The 18462-nt window shown below is 69.7% G+C and carries 12 protein-coding genes; 8 read left to right on the forward strand and 4 right to left on the reverse strand.

Translation table 11 applies throughout. From position 1 onward, the window contains the following. Positions 1-2: 2 nt before the first annotated feature. Complete coding sequence (gene moaA, locus QSJ59_RS00925) at positions 3-992, reverse strand: GTP 3',8-cyclase MoaA (protein ID WP_285756717.1); 990 nt, start codon at positions 990-992, stop codon at positions 3-5. Between the two features lie 218 nt (positions 993-1210). On the opposite strand from moaA, the gene QSJ59_RS00930 reads away from it, so the two are divergent. Further along, on the forward strand, positions 1211-2056 hold the full coding sequence (locus tag QSJ59_RS00930) for an alpha/beta hydrolase (RefSeq protein WP_285757833.1): 846 nt from the start codon (positions 1211-1213) through the stop codon (positions 2054-2056). A 14-nt stretch (positions 2057-2070) separates the two neighbouring features. Here QSJ59_RS00930 and QSJ59_RS00935 read toward each other — a convergent pair whose 3' ends face one another. Continuing rightward, positions 2071-3942 (reverse strand): AMP-dependent synthetase/ligase, encoded by a 1872-nt coding sequence (locus QSJ59_RS00935; RefSeq protein ID WP_285756718.1) that lies wholly within the window; start codon positions 3940-3942, stop codon positions 2071-2073. Between the two features lie 120 nt (positions 3943-4062). Next, positions 4063-5493 (reverse strand): MocR-like transcription factor YczR, encoded by a 1431-nt coding sequence (gene yczR / locus QSJ59_RS00940; RefSeq protein ID WP_285756719.1) that lies wholly within the window; start codon positions 5491-5493, stop codon positions 4063-4065. Between the two features lie 60 nt (positions 5494-5553). On the opposite strand from yczR, the gene yczE reads away from it, so the two are divergent. The 4 genes from yczE to QSJ59_RS00960 all read left to right on the forward strand — a co-directional run bounded on the left by yczE (position 5554) and on the right by QSJ59_RS00960 (position 10653). Beyond that, complete coding sequence (gene yczE / locus QSJ59_RS00945; protein WP_285756720.1) at positions 5554-6252, forward strand: membrane protein YczE; 699 nt, start codon at positions 5554-5556, stop codon at positions 6250-6252. A 298-nt stretch (positions 6253-6550) separates the two neighbouring features. Next, positions 6551-8365: a glycoside hydrolase family 15 protein gene (locus tag QSJ59_RS00950; protein ID WP_285757834.1), complete on the forward strand. Its 1815-nt coding sequence runs from the start codon at positions 6551-6553 to the stop codon at positions 8363-8365. A gap of 76 nt (positions 8366-8441) precedes the next feature. Then, positions 8442-9941: an MFS transporter gene (locus QSJ59_RS00955; protein ID WP_285756721.1), complete on the forward strand. Its 1500-nt coding sequence runs from the start codon at positions 8442-8444 to the stop codon at positions 9939-9941. Continuing rightward, positions 9919-10653, forward strand: coding sequence for an MgtC/SapB family protein (locus QSJ59_RS00960; protein ID WP_285756722.1), 735 nt, complete (start codon positions 9919-9921; stop codon positions 10651-10653). The genes QSJ59_RS00955 and QSJ59_RS00960 overlap by 23 nt, the downstream gene beginning before the upstream one ends. A 19-nt stretch (positions 10654-10672) precedes the next feature. Here QSJ59_RS00960 and QSJ59_RS00965 read toward each other — a convergent pair whose 3' ends face one another. Continuing rightward, positions 10673-12463, reverse strand: a complete 1791-nt coding sequence (locus QSJ59_RS00965) for a protein kinase domain-containing protein (protein ID WP_285756723.1) — start codon at positions 12461-12463, stop codon at positions 10673-10675. A gap of 235 nt (positions 12464-12698) precedes the next feature. Between QSJ59_RS00965 and QSJ59_RS00970 the strand changes: the two genes are divergently transcribed. The 3 genes from QSJ59_RS00970 (at position 12699) to QSJ59_RS00980 (ending at position 18355) form a co-directional block, all read left to right on the forward strand. Further along, complete coding sequence (locus QSJ59_RS00970; RefSeq protein WP_285756724.1) at positions 12699-14291, forward strand: serine/threonine-protein kinase; 1593 nt, start codon at positions 12699-12701, stop codon at positions 14289-14291. A 60-nt stretch (positions 14292-14351) separates the two neighbouring features. Further along, entirely contained in the window at positions 14352-15023 is a 672-nt protein-coding gene (locus QSJ59_RS00975; protein ID WP_285756725.1) for a uracil-DNA glycosylase, read from the forward strand. Between the two features lie 116 nt (positions 15024-15139). Then, positions 15140-18355, forward strand: a complete 3216-nt coding sequence (locus tag QSJ59_RS00980) for an NACHT domain-containing protein (protein ID WP_285756726.1) — start codon at positions 15140-15142, stop codon at positions 18353-18355. Positions 18356-18462 lie beyond the last annotated feature (107 nt).

Raw genomic sequence — 18462 nt, forward strand, 5'->3', positions numbered from 1 at the left:
CGCTATCCCCCGATGGCCGACATCGGGCGCGTCGGCTGGAGGAAGCTGGGGTCGTTGATGCCGTGGCCGGGTAGCTTGCGGGCCACAGCCGCGCGCCATCGCCGGGCCAGTTCGTCGTCGGTGGCGCCCTCGCGCATAGGGGCGCGCAGGTCCGACTCCTCGCGGGCGAACAGGCAGTTGCGGAGCTGACCGTCGGCGGTGAGGCGGACCCGGTCGCAGGTCCCGCAGAAGGGACGGGTGACCGAACCGATGACCCCGACCCGAGCGGGACCACCGTTGACGTAGAACACCTCTGCGGGTGCGCTCCCGCGGACCTCGGCATCGGCCGGTTCGAGATCGAAGGAGGGAGCCAACAGGGCGAGGATCTCGTCCGCGGTGATCATGTCGTCACGCCGCCAGCCGTGCTGGGCGTCCAGCGGCATCTGCTCGATGAAGCGAAGCTCGTACCCGCGTTCCAGACAGTAGGCGAGCAGTTCGGGGGCCTCGGCGTCGTTGATGCCGCGCATCAGGACGGCGTTGACCTTCACCGGGGTCAGTCCGGCCTCCGCCGCCCCCGCCAGACCGTCGAGGACGTCGGGGAGGCGCCGTCTCCTGGCCAGCGTCTCGAACACCTCGGGCTTGAGGGTGTCCAGGGAGACGTTGACCCGGTCCAGCCCGGCCTCGGCGAGGGCCGGGGCCATCCTGGCCAGACCGATCCCGTTGGTGGTGAGAGCGGTGTGCGGGCGCGGCTCCAGGGCGCTGGTGGCTGCGACGAGGCCCGGCAGCCCCTTGCGCAGCAGCGGTTCCCCACCGGTGAAGCGCACCTCGTCGATACCCAGCATCGTCACCCCGATGCGGATCAGGCGGATGAGCTCGTCGTCGGTGAGCAGATCGGGCTTGGGCAGCCAGTCCAGTCCCTCAGCAGGCATGCAGTAGGTACACCGCAGGTTGCAGCGGTCTGTGAGGGAGACCCTCAGATCGGTGGCCACTCTCCCGTAGGAATCGGACAGCACCGGCGTCACCTCCCGGGACGAAACTGGTTGAGATATCGAAGCGTATGCGGGGCAGCATGCGTGGTTTTACCCTTCCCACCTTAGGAGACATGGTGATCGGCCGTTCGGCGCCGGGTCCGTGGCGGCCGTGGTAGCGGCGTGTCGGGCCGATGTGCGGGGAGAATCGGTGCCGTCCCCCCGGGGTGGCCCCGGGGGATCACGAGGAGGAGGCGACCGTGGTGATCAGCACGCGGGAATGGGGGCTGCCCGGTGGGGCCCAGGGCGCGGAGCGGCTGCACGTGCGGGCCTGGGCGCCCGCTCAGGGGGAACCGGACCGGCTGGTCGTCCTGGTGCACGGCTACGGCGAGCACGTGGGCCGTTACGACTACCCGGCCGGTTTCCTGTGCACGCGGGGTGCGGTCTGCTACGGGCTGGACCACCGCGGCCACGGACGTTCCTCGGGCGAGCGGGTACTGGTGGAGGACATCGACGGCCTGGTGGAGGACGTGCACCGGGTGGTCACCCAGGCGCGCTCGGCCTACCGGTCGCTTCCGCTCGTGCTGGTGGGGCACTCGCTGGGCGGGCTGATCGCCGCGCGGTACGTCCAGACCCACCCGGAGCAGGTGGCGGGGCTGGTGCTCAGTGCCCCGGTACTGGGACGCTGGACGGCGGTCGAGGAGTTGCTGGAGGCAGCAGAGATCCCCGACGCCCCCATCGATCCGGCGACGCTGTCGCGCGAGGAGTCGGTGGGCGCGGACTACACGGCCGACGAACTGGTCTGGCACGGTCCCTTCAAACGGCGCACGCTGGAGGCCATCCGTGCCGGGCTGGCCGATGCGTCCGCGGCGGGCCGAGTGCGCGACATACCGTTGCTGTGGCTGCACGGTTCCGCCGACGCACTGGTGCCGTTGGAGGGCACGCTGCAGGGGGTGCTGTCCCTGGCCGGTCCCGACACCAGTGCCAGGGTTTTTCCCGGTGCCCGCCACGAGGTGTTCAACGAGACCAACCGCGACGAGGTGCTGGCAGAGGTCGCACGGTTCGCCGGCCGGGTCGCTCCCGCACGCGGGGGCACCCCGGCCGGCTGAAGACCGAGGCGGGGTCAGTCCCCGTAGAGTTCGGCGATCTCGGTGGCGTAGCGCTCCTGGATGACCCGGCGTTTCAGGGACATCTTCGGGGTGAGTTCGCCGGACTCGGCGGTCCACTCGACGGGGAGCAGTCGCCAGCGCTTGACCTGTTGGACCCGGGCGAGGCGGCGGTTGGCATCGGCGACGGCCTTCTCCACTTCGGCGTGGACCGCCGGATGCCCGGCCAGGGCGGCGACGTCGGTCCGGTCGAGGCCGGCTCTGGCCGCCCATGCGGGAGCGGCGTCGCCGTCCAGGACGAGCAGCGCCACCGGGTAGGGGCGTCGGTCGCCGTAGGCCAGCGCCTGACCTATCAGGGGGTGTTCCTTGAGGAGGCCCTCGATCTCCGCGGGAGCGATGTTCTCACCGCCCGCGGTGATGATGATCTCCTTCTTGCGGTCGATGATCGTCAGGAAACCGTCGGCGTCGAGGGTGCCGATGTCGCCGGTGTACAGCCAGCCGTCGGGGTCGAGCAGTTCCGCGGTCGCCTCGGGCTTGTTGAGGTAGCCGGAGGTGTTCATCGGTGCGCGCACCAGGACCTCGCCGTCGTCGGCGATGCGCAGCTCCACACCGTCCATGGCCTGGCCGACGGTGCCGAACCGGTAGGCGTCGCCGCGGTTGGTGGTGACGGCACCGCAGTTCTCGGTCATTCCGTAGAGGTCGCGGATGGTGATGCCCAGGCCGGAGAAGAAGCTCAGGACGTCGCGCGGCATGGGTGCGGCCGCACTGGCGAAGAAGGTGGCGCGGTCCAGCCCGACCAGGGCGCGGATCGGGGCGAGCACCTGGGCATCGACCAGGGCGAAGCGCTCGGCCAGCTCGGGCTGGGGGGTGCTGCCGAACTGGCCGGCCTCGATGGAGGAGCGGGCGACCGCGGAGGCCGCCTCGACGACGGCGCGCTGCTCGTCGGGGGCTGCGGCCAAGGCGCTGCCGAGTCCGGCCTTGAGTTTCTCCCAGACGCGGGGCACCGCGAACAGCCCGTTCGGGCGGACCATGCCCAGGTACATCCCGAGCTGGGTGGGGTCGGGGCAGAAGTGGATATGGGAGGCGTTCTTGATCGGCAGGTAGACGCTGAGGACGCGTTCGGCGATGTGGGCGAGGGGCAGGTAGGAGATGGTGACGCCGAGATAGGGGAGCCGGTTGGCGCGTTGGGAGGCCGTGACCTGGTACAGCGCCTGGTGGTGGGTCTCCCCCACGCCTTTGGGCTCACCGGTGGTGCCCGACGTGTAGAGCAGGGTCAGCAGGTCCTCGGGGGTGATCGCCTCGGCCCGCGCGTGGACGGCTGAGGGGTCGGCCGCATAGGCGGCGCGCCCCTGTTCGGTGAACTGTGCCCAGGAGACGAACGCAGGGCCTTTCTCCCGTGGCGGCGGCAGCACGCCGGCGTCACGGACGACCACGGTGCGCAGATCGGGGAGGCTGTCGAAGATGCCTTCCCATCGGGCGAGCTCGTCGGCGCCGTCGAGGACGACGACCGTCGCGGCGCAATCCGCGGCGACATGACGGATCTGGTTGGGGGCGAAGGTCGCGTAGATGGTGAGGGGCACCGCACCGGCGTGCACGGCCCCGAGGTCGGCGATGAGGTGCTGGCTGCGGTTGGGCATCATGATGCCGACCACGTCCCCGTGGCCGACCCCCGCTGCGACGTAGGCGGCCGCCAGCTCCAGGACCTGCTGACGGTACTGGGCCCAGGTATGGGTCTTCCAACAACCGCCGGTCTCGTCGCTGATCCAGTCCGAGAGGGCCGGCGAATCGGCCTCGGCCTCGGCGGTTGCACGCAACCAGTCGACGAGGGTGCGGCCGCTGATCTCGGCCTCGATGCTCGCGCGCGCCTGCACCACAGTGGATTGCTCCATGCCACTCCCCGGTGTTCGCATGTGACTCAAATCACCAGCCGTCGGATGAATCGGACCACGCGCACCGGCCGGGAATCAAGCCCCTCCGCGAGATTGGCCGTGCGCGGGGGAGGCCGGGGCTCAGACGTAGAGGTCGCGCGCGACCGGGGCGGGATGATCGACGGTTTCGGCATAGGCGCGGGCAAGCCGGCGGACGGCGTCGCCGAGGACCTCCGGGGGCTGGGTGTAGGACAGTCGGACGTACTGCTCCAAGGTCCCCTCCGTGCCGAACACCGGCCCCGGGGCCAGATGGACGCCACTGCGGCCGGCGGCCTCGGCCAGCGCGGTGGCCACCGGCTGGGGCAGCCGCACCCACAGCACCAGGCCGCCCCGGGGAACGGTGAAACGCCAGTCGGGAAGCCACTCGCGCAGCTCCCGCACCAGGGCGTCGCGGTTGCGGCGCAGTTGACTGCTGCGCTCGGCGCGCACCCTGGTCATGTCGGAGAGCAGGTGGGTGACGATGAGCTGCTCGACCACCGGACTGGACAGGTCGAAGCGCTGGCGCAGCGAACGCAGTCGCGCCACCATCGCCGGGGTGGTGCGGATCCATCCGATGCGCAGGCCGCCCCACAGCAGTTTGGCGGCCGACCCGACGGTGAACACCCTGCCGTCGGTGTCGTAGGTGGCCATGGGTGCGGGCTGCTCACCGGAGTCGATGGCCATTTCGGCGACCGTCTCGTCCACGACGAGAGAGGTCCCCGACCGGCGGGCCTCCGCCACCACCGCCTCGCGCTCGTCGTCGTCCATGAGCGCGCCGGTCGGGTTGTGGAAGTCGGGGATGAGGTAGGCGAGCCGGGGCCGCCACTGCCGGAAGGCGTCGAGCAGGTAGTCCGGGTCCCACCCCTGCGGCCCCACGCCCACGGTGCGCAGCCGCGCATCGCGGTGCCGCGCGGCGGCCAAGGGGTGGGGGTAGGTGGGCGACTCGACCAGCACCGGGTCACCGGGGTCCGCGAGCAGTTCCATGAGCAGGGCCACGCCCTGTTGGGCACCACTGGTGATGAAGACCTGGTCGGGCGTGGTGGGCAACCCCCGCTCGACGTAGCGTCGCGCCACGGCGTGACGCAGCTCGGGCAGGCCCAGCGACGTGTAGCCCAATCCCCCCACGTGGGCGGCGAGCTGCTGTACCGCCAGCTCGGCGGCGCGCTGGAGTCCGTCGATGGCGGGCGGGGCGGCCACTCCGAGGTCGATGTGCTCGGAGTCGGGGACGAGAAACGCCGCTCCCCCGCCCCCGGTGTCGGGGAGCATCGTCCAGCTGCCCGCGCCCTGCCGACTGTCCAGGTAGCCGTTCTCACGCAGCCAGGCGTAGGAGGCGGTGACGGTGTTGCGGCTCACGCCAAGGGCCGGCGCGAGATCGCGCTCGGCGGGCAGTCTCGTGCGGGTGGGAATGCGCCCGTCCAGGATCAGACCGCTGATGGCCCGCGCCGTGGAGAGATAACACGGGCGCTCGCGCGCTTTGGCGCCGATCAGCTTGGCCAATAGGTGTCCGTTGATCCGCCGCTCACCGACCGCCATAGTGCCACTTCCTCCGATTGGCTCTGGCCCTCATAGTCCCATGATGCCAATATCGACTTCATGGCCCAGTCAAACCTCCCGGAGCGTACTTTCTCACGCCAGTTGTCGCGTCTTTCCGGTCTTTCCCGCCAGGTGTTTTTGTCCCCTCTGCTACCCCGACCGCGCGCCCGCCGCCTCGTACAGCTCTACACAGGGCTTTTTCTCTTCGGACTGGGCGCCGCCCTCCAGGTGTCCGCCCATCTGGGGGGGATGCCATGGGACGTCCTGCACCAGGGACTGCACTTGCAGACCGGCTGGTCGATCGGCACCTGGAGCATCCTCATAGGTATGCTCGTCGTCCTGCTGTGGATCCCTCTGCGCCAGCGCCCCGGCCTGGGCACGATCAGCAACGTCGTTGTGGTCGGACTGTCCCTGGACCTCTCGCTGCTCTGGCTTCCCGAGCCGGAGTCGATCCCCCTGCGGATCATGATGCTGTGCGGCGGCATCCTCGTCACCGGCGTAGGCACCGGCCTCTACATCGGCGCACGGCTGGGCCCCGGCCCCCGGGACGGATTGATGACGGGTCTGGCCGCCAAGGGGCTCTCGCTGCGCCTGGCCCGCACCGTGGTCGAAGTGAGCGTGGTGATCCTGGGCTTCCTCCTCGGCGGCACCGCAGGGGTCGGCACGGTGCTCTTCGTGGTCGCGATCGGGCCCCTCGCGCAGTTCTTCATTCCGATGTTCACGATCGACGAGGCCCCGGAACCCCCCGTACACCCCTGATCCGGCCATGGCCCCCAGCGGCCCCAACGGCCCGGGGCACCCCTTCCGCTTCCAATACGGACGAACCTCACAACAAGCATTTTCGTTCGCTTTCATCCTGTTTCATCCCCGATAAACACCTGCTCGGCAGGGGATGTGGCAGGAACGTGACCTTCTGGACAGCCCGGGTTGTGACAGGTGCTCACGGGCATGACTAACGTTGCCTGGAGCAGTGCCGGCGGGGCACGCGACAGGGCACACCTATGTCCGGCTCCCGTCTTAACGGCTCCGCCCGCACGCGGAGAAATTCAAGATCTTGATGGGGGTGATCGGCGTGTCCGGACTGATCGAGGACTACGCGATGATCGGCGACATGCAGACCGCTGCCCTGGTCGGGCGCGATGGGTCGATCGACTGGCTGTGCCTGCCGCATTTCGACTCCCCTGCCTGTTTCACCGCGCTCCTGGGCGACGAGCAGAACGGTCACTGGTGGATCCGCCCGGCATCGGGCGAGCACAACTCCACCCGCCGCCGCTACCGCCACGAGACACTGATCCTGGAAAGCGAGTGGGACACCCCCGAGGGCACGGTCCGCGTCATCGACTTCATGCCGCCTCGCGGCGGCCATCCTCACCTGGTGCGCATCGTCGAAGGGGTGAGTGGGACCGTGCGGATGAACACCGCCGTACGGTTGCGCTTCGACTACGGCAACGTGGTGCCCTGGATCCATCGCGTGGACAACGAGGTCGTGGCCGTGGCCGGCCCCGACTCGGTGTGGCTGAGCTCCCCGGTCCCCCTGGACGGCCACAACTTCATGCACGACGCCGATTTCACGGTGAGTGCCGGGCAGCGGGTCCCGTTCGTACTGACCTGGCACCCCTCCCACGTGACCGAGTCGGGCCACCTCGACGCCGAGAAGGCGCTCTCCCAGACCGAGCGGTTCTGGCGCGAATGGGTCGACAAGTGCACCTACGAGGGCCAGTACCGCGATGCCGTGGTGCGCTCGTTGATCACCCTCAAAGCGCTCACCTACCGCCCCACCGGCGGGATCGTCGCCGCGCCCACCACGTCCCTGCCCGAGGACATCGGCGGCGTACGCAACTGGGACTACCGTTACTGCTGGCTGCGCGACGCCACGATCACCCTGGAGGCGCTGATCCGCAGCGGCTACACCGAAGAGGCGCAGGCCTGGCGGGAGTGGCTGGTACGGGCAGTGGGCGGCGAACCGCAGCACCTGCAGATCATGTACGGGGTGCGCGGGGAACGCAGGTTGTCGGAATGGGAAGCGGACTGGCTGCCCGGCTATGAGGGGTCCAGTCCGGTACGCATCGGCAACGCAGCTGTGGGCCAGTACCAGCTGGACGTCTACGGCGAGGTCATGGACGTGTTCCACCTCGCCCTGCGGTCGGGGATCGGCTCCGGCGGCGACCACGTCTGGGGGCTGCAACGCTCCCTGGTCAACTACCTCGAATGGTGCTGGGACGAGCCCGACGAAGGCCTGTGGGAGGTGCGGGGACCGCGCCAGCACTTCGTGCACTCGAAGGTGATGGCCTGGGTGGCCGCGGACCGCGCCGTACGAATGATCGAGGAGTACGGCAAGGAAGGTCCGCTGGAGCGCTGGAAGGCGCTGCGCGACACCATCCACGCCGAGGTGTGCGAATACGGCTATGACGCCAATCGCAATACCTTCACGCAGTACTACGGCAGCCACGAGCTCGACGCCTCGTTGCTGCTCATCCCCGAGGTCGGTTTCCTGCCCTACGACGACCCCCGCGTGATCGGAACGGTCGAGGCTATCCGCGAGGACCTGATGGTGGACGGCTTCGTGCTGCGCTACCGCACCGACCGCGAGGGGGTGGCCGACCAACTGCCCGGCGACGAGGGTGCCTTCCTCGCCTGCAGCTTCTGGATGGCCAACGCCCTGCTGTCGATCGGCCGCGAGAAGGAGGCCAGGGAACTGTTCGACCGACTCCTGGCTCTGCGTAACGACGTCGGCCTGCTCGCCGAGGAGTACGACCCTCGCCTGGGCCGCCAGGTCGGCAATTTCCCCCAGGCATTCAGCCATTTTCCGCTGGTCACGACGGCCCTCAACCTCTCCCGTCAGGACGGGCACCGCCGCGGCGAGAACTGCTGATCGCGAATTGCCGGGGGATCAGCACCCCCGGCAATTACCCAGGGTTATTTTTTTGGGTACGGGTCAGTAACCCTGCATGATCACCACGCGTATCCCGGCCCGCCTGGACCGGTTGCCCTGGGCTCGCTGGCACTGGCTCATCCTGATCGGGCTCGGCAGCGTCTGGATCCTCGACGGGCTGGAAGTCACCATCGTCGGTGCGGTCGGCTCCCGGATCGTGGAGGAAGGCAGCGGCCTGGGCATCACCGAGGGCCAGGTCGGAATAGCCGCGTCGGTCTATGTGACCGGAGCCTGCCTGGGTGCGCTGTTCTTCGGCCAGCTCACCGAGCGCTACGGCCGCAAGAAGATCTTCCTGCTGACACTGGGCGTGTACCTGGTGGCCACGGTGTTCACCGCGTTCTCCTTCAACATCACCTGGTTCCTCGTCTGCCGGTTCTTCACCGGGTTCGGAATCGGCGGAGAGTACGCGGCCATCAACTCCGCCATCGACGAGATGGTTCCTGCCAGGCTGCGGGGCCGTATCGCGCTGATCATCAACGGTTCCTACTGGCTGGGTGCGGCAGCCGGCGCGGCCTTGGCCTATCCGCTGCTCAACCCCGAGGTCCTTCCCGAGGACATCGGCTGGCGGGTGCTGTTCGGACTGGGCGGGCTCATGGGGTTCATCATCCTGTTCGTGCGCAGGATGGTGCCGGAGAGCCCGCGCTGGCTGGTCGTGCACGGCCGCGAGGAGGAAGCCGAGCGGGTGGTGGGCGCCATCGAGGAGGAGATCCGCTCGGAGACGCACCGGCCCACGCTGCCGCCGGCCGAAGGCGAACTCGTCCTGGAACAGCGCACGACGACCACCCTCCGGGAGTTGGCCGTCACCATCGTGCACACCTATCCGCGACGCACGGTCCTCGGCCTGTCGCTGTTCGCCGGACAGGCGTTCCTCTACAACGCCGTGTTCTTCACCCAGGCACTGGTGCTCACGGCGTTCTTCGGCGTGCCCTCGGCAACCGCGCCACTGTTCATCGTGCCGCTGGCCCTGGGCAACTTCCTGGGACCGGTGCTGCTGGGACCGCTCTTCGACAGCCTGGGCCGCAAACCCATGATCTCCAGTACCTACATCTTGTCGGGGCTGCTGCTGGTGGGCACCGGTGTGCTGTTCCAGAACGGGGCTCTCACCGCAACGACTCTGACCCTCTGCTGGTGCGCGGTGTTCTTCGTGGCCTCCGCCGGTGCAAGCGCGGCGTATCTGACGGTGAGCGAGATCTTCCCCATGGAGACGAGGCCCCAGGCGATCGCCCTCTTCTACGCGGTGGGAACCGCACTGGGCGGCATCCTGGGGCCGACGCTGTTCGCCAGCCTGGTGGAAAGCGGCGAGGTCAGCCACATCGCCTTCGGCTACTACCTGGGCGCCGGACTGATGATCGCGGCCGGAATCGTCGAACTGCTCATCGGTGTCGAGGCCGCACGCCGGTCGTTGGAGGACATCGCCGCTCCACTGAGCGAGCGGAAGATCGCCCCGTTCCCTCCGCCCGGACCGGTCGCCGAGGCCAAGAGAGCGACGGCAGATGACAGCGGCGGCACCGACTAACCTCACCGACCTGGGCGTACAGGGGTGGCCACAGGCCCTGGCACTGTTCAGCGCCTTGCTGCTGTGCTCGCTGATCGGCCTGGAGCGTCAGATCCGGCAGAAGAGCGCCGGCCTGCGCACGCACACGCTCGTCGGACTCGGCGCAGCACTGTTCGTGGTGGTGAGCAAATACGGATTCGGCGACGTCCTGCGCGAGGGCAGTGTGATGCTGGACCCCTCCCGGGTCGCCGGACAGATCGTGTCGGGGATCGGGTTCATCGGGGCGGGGATGATCTTCGTACGCCGCGACACGGTGCGCGGACTGACCACTGCCGCGACCATCTGGGTCTCCGCCGCGGTGGGGACCGCCTGCGGGGCGGGCCTGTGGTTGGTGGCGGTCTTCGTCACGGCCGCGCACTTCCTCGTCGTCTACGTCTACCCTCCGCTCCTGAGGCTGCTCACCCGCTCGGTACCGACGCTTTCGCTGTTGCGGGTCAGCTACGAGGACGGCCGCGGGGCGCTGCGCGCCGTACTGGCCTTGGTCACCGAACGGGGGTACGCGGTGCACGAGGTGCGCACCCGGCGTCGGGACGAGGACGGCCCCTTCCCGGTCATCGATCTGGAGCTGCGGGTGCGCGGACTGGCCCGGCTCAACGAGCTCGCGGTGGCACTGGCCGAGGCACAGGGAGTGCGGTCGGTGCACGTGGGCCCACTCGACGACGAAGGCGAGTGACCGTGCTGCCCCGCCCCGATCAGCCGAGAAGCCGCGGGTCTCCCCACACCGCCAGCCCCGCGTCGTCGCAGTCGACCCCCGCCTCGGATCCCAGGCGCAGGCGCAGCGCGTCGGTGACATCGATGCGCACCAGAGTCTGATCGCCCGACTGCACGGTCTCGGCGTAGCGCTCATCGCCGTCCACGAGCACGGTGAAGACGGCCGAGGCCGTCGGGGCGGAGAGGTCCCCCATCCCCACCACCGCCTCGAAGACGTCCCAGGACCGGGCGAGGTCGTAATCGTTCCAGTTCTCCCCCACACACGACAGGTCCGCTGTCAGCGACCGATTGTACGTACGGTCGTCCATCCTGGCGGTGGTCCATTCGAGGGCTGCGGGAGAGGTGGCGGCCGGGGTGAGCTCGGTGAGGGAGCGCTCTTCGTCGAAGGGCCCGTCGGAGGGACCCGAGGGCGACGGCTCCGGCGTGGGCGAGGGACTCGGCGACGGGCTCGACGGCGGGGAGCTCACCGGGGCGAGCTGCTGGTTGGGTTCGACCGAGGTCGCCGGCTGGTTGCGGTTCCACCGGTCGAATGCGGTGTAGGCACCGACCCCGCCGACGCCCACCGCCACCAGGAGCAGCACCGCGAGCCAGGCCAGCAGCGGCTTGCGGGACTTCTTCTTTTTGCGTTCGCCCGTGTGGGCCGGGGAGCCGGGCACCGGGTCCATGGGGGTGGTGTCCCCCAGGGGGCGCGGTTGCGGTACCGGCCGCACGGGGCTGGACGGCGGCGCGGGCGCCGGCACGGGGCGCCGGGGGGCCGGGGTGCCGCGCATTCCACCGACTGGGCGTTGGGGTCCGGGCCCTCCGAACGTGATGTGGCGCGGAGCTCCGGAGGAGGCCGGGGTGGTCGAGGGCGCGTCCGCGGCCGGGGGTTCCGTCGTGCTCCAGGGTGTGGAGGTGCCCAGCGATCGCACTCTCTTGATCCATTGCAGCACCGAGGGTCGCTCGGCGGGATCGGTGGAGAACACCGCCAGCACGGCCGCGCGTTCCTCGGGGCGGGCGCCGTTGAGCACCGGAAGCTCCGAGAAAACCGTTCGCAGCCGCTCGGGCCCGGGCGGCGGTTCCTGCCCGGTGAGGGTGAAGTAGGCGATGGCGCCGAAGGCATAGCGGTCGGCCGCGGGCGAGTACGCTCCGGTGGCCGTCTCGGGCGCGGCGTAGCCCTCGGTGGGCCGCGGCCCGCCGTCGAGACCGCGGGCGGCGATCGCGCCCATCCCGTAGTCGACGAGGGTCGCCTGTCCGTCCCGGTCGATCATCACGTTGCCGGGCGAGAGGTCGCCGTGCACGACAGCGCGTTTGGCGGGGGTGGCCCGCCCCGAGTGCAGGACGTCCAGGACGCCGGCTAGCTGCTCCAGATAGCGCAGGGCTTCGCGCTGGCCCCTGGGCCCCTCGGCGGCGTGTTCGGCACGCCAGTCACGCAGATCCATGCCCGAAACATGGTTCATGACCAGGTAGAGGGCGCGTTCACCGCCTTCTGCGGCTTGGTCTGCGCGGTGCTCCACCGCCCCTTCGAAGTGGTCGAGGACCCCGACGGCACCGACCCTTGTCACGGAGGCGAGCAGCTCGGCCTGCTCGCTCCACTCATTGCTGAGCTGCGCGAACTGCGCTGCGGTAGTCACAAAGCCGGTGGTGAGCATCTTGACGACGACCGGCTCGACCCAGCCGGCGTCGCCGGCCTCGGCGAGGTAGAGCGTGCTGTCCCCGCCTCGCCCCACCGACCGAACCAGGCGGTACTTGTCCGGTTGGGAATCCGGGCCGACATACAGGGCAGAGCTCACGACGTGTCTTCCACTTCCGCTTGAGGGGACCGAGGGGCGCGGCGGAAAAGCGCAGAGCATCACGATAGACCGCACGCATAACGATCCGTGCCGGTTCCGCTGCCCCTGGGGTGGTTCGTAGCAGGCGACCAGGCGCCCGCTACGCTTCTGGCGGAACCGCACGGGAAACGGATCGGGCGTCTTGGCCCCGTCTCGGCCCCAGATGACCGCTGAATCGCCGCGGTGGAGGGATGACGTGGCAGAGCGAGTGCTGGACGGCCGTTACCGATTGACCGAAAAGCTTGGCACCGGGGGCATGGGCGAGGTCTGGCGAGCCCTCGACGAACGCCTGCACCGCCCGGTGGCGGTGAAGCTGGTACGCCCCGACCTGGTCGACGCCCCCGATGCGATCGCCCGGTTTCGGCGCGAGGCGCGGATGACGGCCCAGCTGACCGGGCACCCCAACATCGTCGTGCTCTACGACTACGGAACCGACTCCGGCACCGTGTACGCCGTCATGGAACTGGTCGAGGGCCGGCCGATGCTCGCAGCACTGGGGCAGGGGCCGGTGCCGGTGGCGCTGGCCGCCCGTTGGGGTGCCCAGGTCTGCGCGGGCCTCTCGGTCGCGCACGACGCGGGAATCGTGCACCGTGACGTCAAACCCGGCAACCTCATGGTGGTGGACTCCGACGACCAGGACGGCGGCACGATCAAGGTCCTGGACTTCGGCGTCGCTGGTTTCGCGGCCCTGCACAGTCGACGGTTGAACCGTGCCGGCGACCTGGCTGGCACGCCGCTGTACATGTCACCGGAGCAGATCCAATCGCTGCCGGTGGGCGCCCCCGGCGACCTGTACTCCTTCGGCGCCGTGCTCTACCAACTGCTGACCGGGTTCCCGCCGTTCCAGGCGCGCGAACCGCTCCCGGTCCTGCGGATGCACCTGACCGAGGATCCCACCCCGCCGGACGCACTGCGCCAGGACCTGCCCCCGAGCCTGTCCGAACTGGTGCTACAACTGCTCGCCAAGGAACCCGCGCAGCGACCGGCGAGCGCCGAGGCGGTGCGTGAGCGGCTGCTGGCCTTCACCGGTGCGCCAGGAGCCCCCCTCGACGCACCCGCGAGGCCGACCGGGGCCCGCGGCCCCGTGGGCCCACGGCAACGCCGCAGGGGCCTGGAGCGCAACCTGGACGAAGCACAGGCCCTGGCTGATGCGGGTTCCTTCAACGACGCGGTGCGACTACTGGAACCGCTCCTGGACGAGGCAGCCCAGGTGTACGGCGTCGAGCACCCGCAGACGCTGCGGGCCCGCAGGCGCCACGCCCACCTGACCGGAGAGGCCGGAGCCCCGGAACGGGCAGCGGCACTACTGGAGGAACTGGTGCGGGCGCTGGACCGGGTGCACGGACGCGACCACCCCGAGACACGGACCGCCCGCTACCACCTCGCGGCCAACACCGGCCGCGCGGGTCGGCGGGCAGCGGCCGCCAGAATCCGGCAGGAACTGCTGGACGACCTGGTCGCGGCGTACGGGCCCTCCTCGAACAAGGTACTGATCAACCGGCTCTACCAGGCGTTCGACGTGGGAGAGTCCGGCGAGCACGGACAGGCCGCGACCCTGCTGGCCGCCTTGGTGCCCGACATGTCCAGGGTCATGGGTGCGTACTCCCCCGACACCCTCACCGCCCGGCACTACCTGGCCGCCTACACCGGACTGGCCGGACGACCGGTCGAGGCCGTGCGGCTGTACCGCGACCTGCTGGCCGACCACATCCGGATGCACGGTCCCGACCACCCCCAGACGGCGCGGATCAAGGCCCGGCTGGCCCGCTGGGAGCGCCCAGGCAGGTGAGTCCGTTCGCCGCGGCGAACGTGTACTGGATGTCGGACGGCGCCGCTAAGGTTCTGAGCCATGTCACGACCGCTGAACGAGATCATGGAGAGCGGCTGGGCCAAGGCTCTGGAGCCGGTGGCCGACCGCATCACGCAGATGGGCGACTTCCTGCGCGAGGAGGTGAGCGCCGGCCGCACCTACCTTCCTGCCGGGGAGAACGTCCTGCGCGCCTTCCAGCAGCCCTTCGACGACGTACGGGTGCTCCTGGTGGGCCAGGACCCCTACCCCACCCCCGGCAACGCGGTGGGCTTGAGCTTCTCCGTGGCCCCCGACTCCCGGCTCCCCGGCAGCCTGCGCAACATCTTCACCGAGTACACCCAGGACCTCGGCCTGCCGATGCCCGCCAACGGTGACCTCACCCCCTGGACCGAGCGGGGTGTCCTGCTGCTCAACCGGGTCCTGACCGTGCGACCGCGCAGTTCGGGCTCGCACCGCAACAAGGGCTGGGAGGCCGTCACCGAGCAGGCGATCCGCGCACTGGCCGAGCGCGGCAAGCCGATGGTGTCGATCCTGTGGGGACGTGACGCCCGCAACCTGCGTCCGCTCATGCCCAACGTGCCGTGCGTGGAGGCCACCCACCCCAGCCCGATGTCGGCGCACAACGGTTTCTTCGGCTCCAAGCCGTTCAGCAAGGCCAACGCGCTGTTGGAGCAGCAGGGCGCCGCACCGATGGACTGGCGCCTGCCCTGAGCCCCGCCCCCTCCCCGCTCTCGCCCCGCCCCGTCCCGCGCACCACCGAGCAGTGATCGGCCCGGCGCGCGGGGTCGCGTACCGTGGTCCCCCGCCAGGAAAGGCACCGCCGTCCCGTGGTGAAGAAGACGCTGTCCTACTCCGACGCCCTGCGTATCCTCGGCAAGGACGACTCCGCGCTTCTGGACTTCGCCGAAAAACTTGCGGACGGCACACTCGCGGCGCTGGGCGTTCCCGACCTGTTCGGACTGCGCTCGCAGGTCGTCAAGCACGGACGCGGGGCGGTCGCGCGTGTCCGCGGCAGCCTCGACGGCATGGGCCGCTGGGAGCGCACCGAGCGGATCGAGGCCGCGAACCAGGTGCTGCGGGTCGTGGCGGCCTTCGAAGCGCTGGAGGACGTGCTCGCCCGCTCGGGCGCCCCGTTGTCGGTCGACGATCTCGCGTTCACCGGCGACGAGCAGTTGTCGCTGCTGACCGGATCGCTCACCAACGGCCTCGACGTCCTCCCCGTCCTTCCCGGGTCCGATACCGCGGCCACCGGCACACGAACGACCAGCCACCTGCCCGGCACGATCCGCGCCTTCATCCGCGGCCTCTCGGCCTGGGAACGGCTGAGCGCCACCGACCAGAGCCGGGTCGACCGTGCCTTGGACGAGCTTCCGGAACTGGCTGCGGGCCGCTATGCGGCCTCCTATCGCAGGCTCGCCGCGGACATCCCCGAGTTCGGGGTCTGGGCCGGCCTCACCGAGCACGCCGCCACGCGCGAGCGCATCGACCAGGTCAGCACCGGGCTCTTCGGAATGGAGGAGTTGCTGCGCGGGCTGAGCGCCGACGCCGGTCCGCAGCGCAGGCTCGACGAACTCGCCCTCGCCAATCGCGCCGTCCTGGACCAACCGATGCTTCCCACCGCGGAGGCGCCGGAGGGAATGGTTCTTCCCACGGTCAGCCGTTCCTACCTGAACCCGTGCGGTCTGTTGCGGTTCAGCGACTCCGACTCGCTGCCCTCCGCCGACAGCTGGTGGGCGCAGTCCGAGCGCCACGAGGACCTTCAACCACTGCTGGTCTCGCTGCTGACGCAGTGGCACTGCCGGACCCGGCCCATCGTGCTCCTGGGTCATCCCGGGGCCGGCAAGTCGCAGCTCACCCGGATGCTCTGCGCGCGCCTGCCGGCCGGGGACTTCCTGCCGTTGCGGGTGGAACTGCGCGGGGTACAGGCGGACGCCCCCGTCTATCGCCAGATCGAGGAGGGCATCGCGGCGACACTGGGCACCGAGGTGTCCTGGCGCGAACTGTGCGACCGCGCCGCGGGAGCACTTCCGGTGGTGATCCTGGACGGTTTCGACGAGCTTCTCCAGGCCACCGGCATCAACCGCTCGGACTACCTGGAGCAGGTCCAGCAGTTCCAGGAGCAGCAGGCCGACATCAACAATCCCGTGGCGGTCATCGTCACGAGCAGGACCGTGGTCGCCGACCGCACCCGGTTCCCCGCCCGGACCCCCGTCATCCGGCTGGAACCCTTCGACGACGCGCGGATCGCGCGGATGCTGCGGATCTGGAACCAGGCCAACGCAGCCGAGCAGGCGCAGCGCGGGATCGGCCCGCTCCCGCTGGACGTACTTCTGCGCTACCGGGAGCTTGCCGAGCAGCCCCTGCTGCTGCTCATGTTGTTGATCTTCGACTCCGACACCACCGTGCTGCGCGAGGCCGCCGACGGGTTGGGCCGCGGCGAGCTCTACGAGCGGCTGCTCACCGCGTTCGCCGAACGTGACGTGCGCAAGCATCGCGCACGCCTGACGACTGCCGAGCTGAGCGAGGCGACCGAGGGCGAACTGCGCCGCCTGGAGGTCGTCGCAATGGCGATGTTCACCCGGCACAAGCAGAGCGTGACGGCCGACGAGCTCGACCAGGACCTCGCGGTGCTCTACCCCGACGCGGCCGTACACGCCGCCAACCCGGGGCTGCGCGGCCGGATCACCCCGGCCGACCAAGTGCTGGGCCGGTTCTTCTTCGTGCACGAGGCCCGTGCCGTGCGCAACGGCGAACACAGCAGCGTCTACGAGTTCCTGCACGCCACCTTCAGCGAGTACCTGGTGGCCCGGACCGTGGTCAATGCGCTGGACGAACTGATGGCCGACCGGCTGCACGCCCGGCGCAAGCGCTTCAGCGAGCCGCTCAACGACGGCCTGCTCTACGCACTGACGTCGTTCGCGACGCTGAGCGGACGCGCGGCGATCATGGAGTTCACCGAAGAACTGCTGGCTGCCAGGCTCGCCCGGCGCCCCGAGGACCGGGCGGAGTACCGCGCGCTGCTGCTCGAACTCTTCGCCGACGCCCTGTACCCGGCGCCCAACCGCTCCTTCTCCGCCTACGAGCCCGAGCGGCTGCCGGTCACGCACCGGCACGGTGTCCACACGGCCAACCTGGTCCTGCTGCTCTTGGCGGTCAGCACGACCGGGGTGGACGTCCGGGAGCTCTACCCGACGGGCGCGGGCTCCTGGCAGGAGTGGCGCGGCCTGGTCGGGTTGTGGCGGTCGATGCGCACCGACGAGTGGCACGGGACGGTGGACACCGTCCGGGTGCGACACCTGGACTGCTGGGGCGGCGAACCGCGCACCGTGGTGGAACGCGAGACCGGGGAACCGGTCAACGTCGGCGAATGCGTCGGCTTCGAACTGCGCGCAGACGTGACCATACCGCTGGCGGTGAACAATCCCTACCTGATCACCGTGCCCTACGAGGGGGTGAGTTCCAAGCTGCTGCGTTCGATCGCACTGCGGGTCAACGGCACGGCCGCCCGGATGACGCTGATGCTGCTGCCCTACCTGCGGCACGTCTCCTCCGATCTGGGGACGTGGTTCACCGGCCACGACGACGAGGGCTCCTTGATCGGCTGGGCCGAGGCGCACGACATCCTGGAGCTGCGGCTGGGGGATGCGTCGTTCCACAGCGACGAACGGATCGCGCGCTACGAACGCCTGCTGGCGACCTCCCGACTGGGCCGGATCGAACTCCTGGTGCTGCGCCAGGCCGCCGAAGATCTGGACGAACCGCACGACCGTCGCCCTCACCGCCTCGCGCCGACGGTCGGCAGCTATCTGGATTCCGTGCGTTCGGTCGTCTCCGGACCGGCCCTGACCGCACGGTCGGTGGCCCGGGTCCTGGAGGGACTTCGCCCGCGGCTGCCCGGGGCCGACGGGGCGATCGACCGCATCACCGCCTTGGCCGCCGCCAACGACGAACGGCCCGGGGCCGACGCGGTTCCCCCCGCACGCCGAAAGAACGGCGTGCTGCCTTCTTCCGCGTGGGGCAGCGGTGGATCCGGCTCCGGGTAACGAATCTCGCCCAAGAAAAATCCGCAAACCCCGCCAAACCAGCCGGACACCCGTCATGATGGTCAACGGCGTTCCCCGACCGAGGGTGAGACGTCCTCTTCACGACG

The organism is Nocardiopsis ansamitocini (genome assembly GCF_030268225.1).
GTDB lineage: Bacteria > Actinomycetota > Actinomycetes > Streptosporangiales > Streptosporangiaceae > Nocardiopsis_D > Nocardiopsis_D ansamitocini.

Coding starts and splice junctions, on each gene's coding strand:
- QSJ59_RS00935 (WP_285756718.1), bottom strand. CDS start 3,942: ATGGAGCAATCCACTGTGGTGCAGGCGCGCGCGAGCATCGAGGCCGAG.
- yczR (WP_285756719.1), bottom strand. CDS start 5,493: ATGGCGGTCGGTGAGCGGCGGATCAACGGACACCTATTGGCCAAGCTG.
- yczE (WP_285756720.1), top strand. CDS start 5,554: ATGGCCCAGTCAAACCTCCCGGAGCGTACTTTCTCACGCCAGTTGTCG.
- QSJ59_RS00950 (WP_285757834.1), top strand. CDS start 6,551: ATGGGGGTGATCGGCGTGTCCGGACTGATCGAGGACTACGCGATGATC.
- QSJ59_RS00955 (WP_285756721.1), top strand. CDS start 8,442: ATGATCACCACGCGTATCCCGGCCCGCCTGGACCGGTTGCCCTGGGCT.
- QSJ59_RS00960 (WP_285756722.1), top strand. CDS start 9,919: ATGACAGCGGCGGCACCGACTAACCTCACCGACCTGGGCGTACAGGGG.
- QSJ59_RS00975 (WP_285756725.1), top strand. CDS start 14,352: ATGTCACGACCGCTGAACGAGATCATGGAGAGCGGCTGGGCCAAGGCT.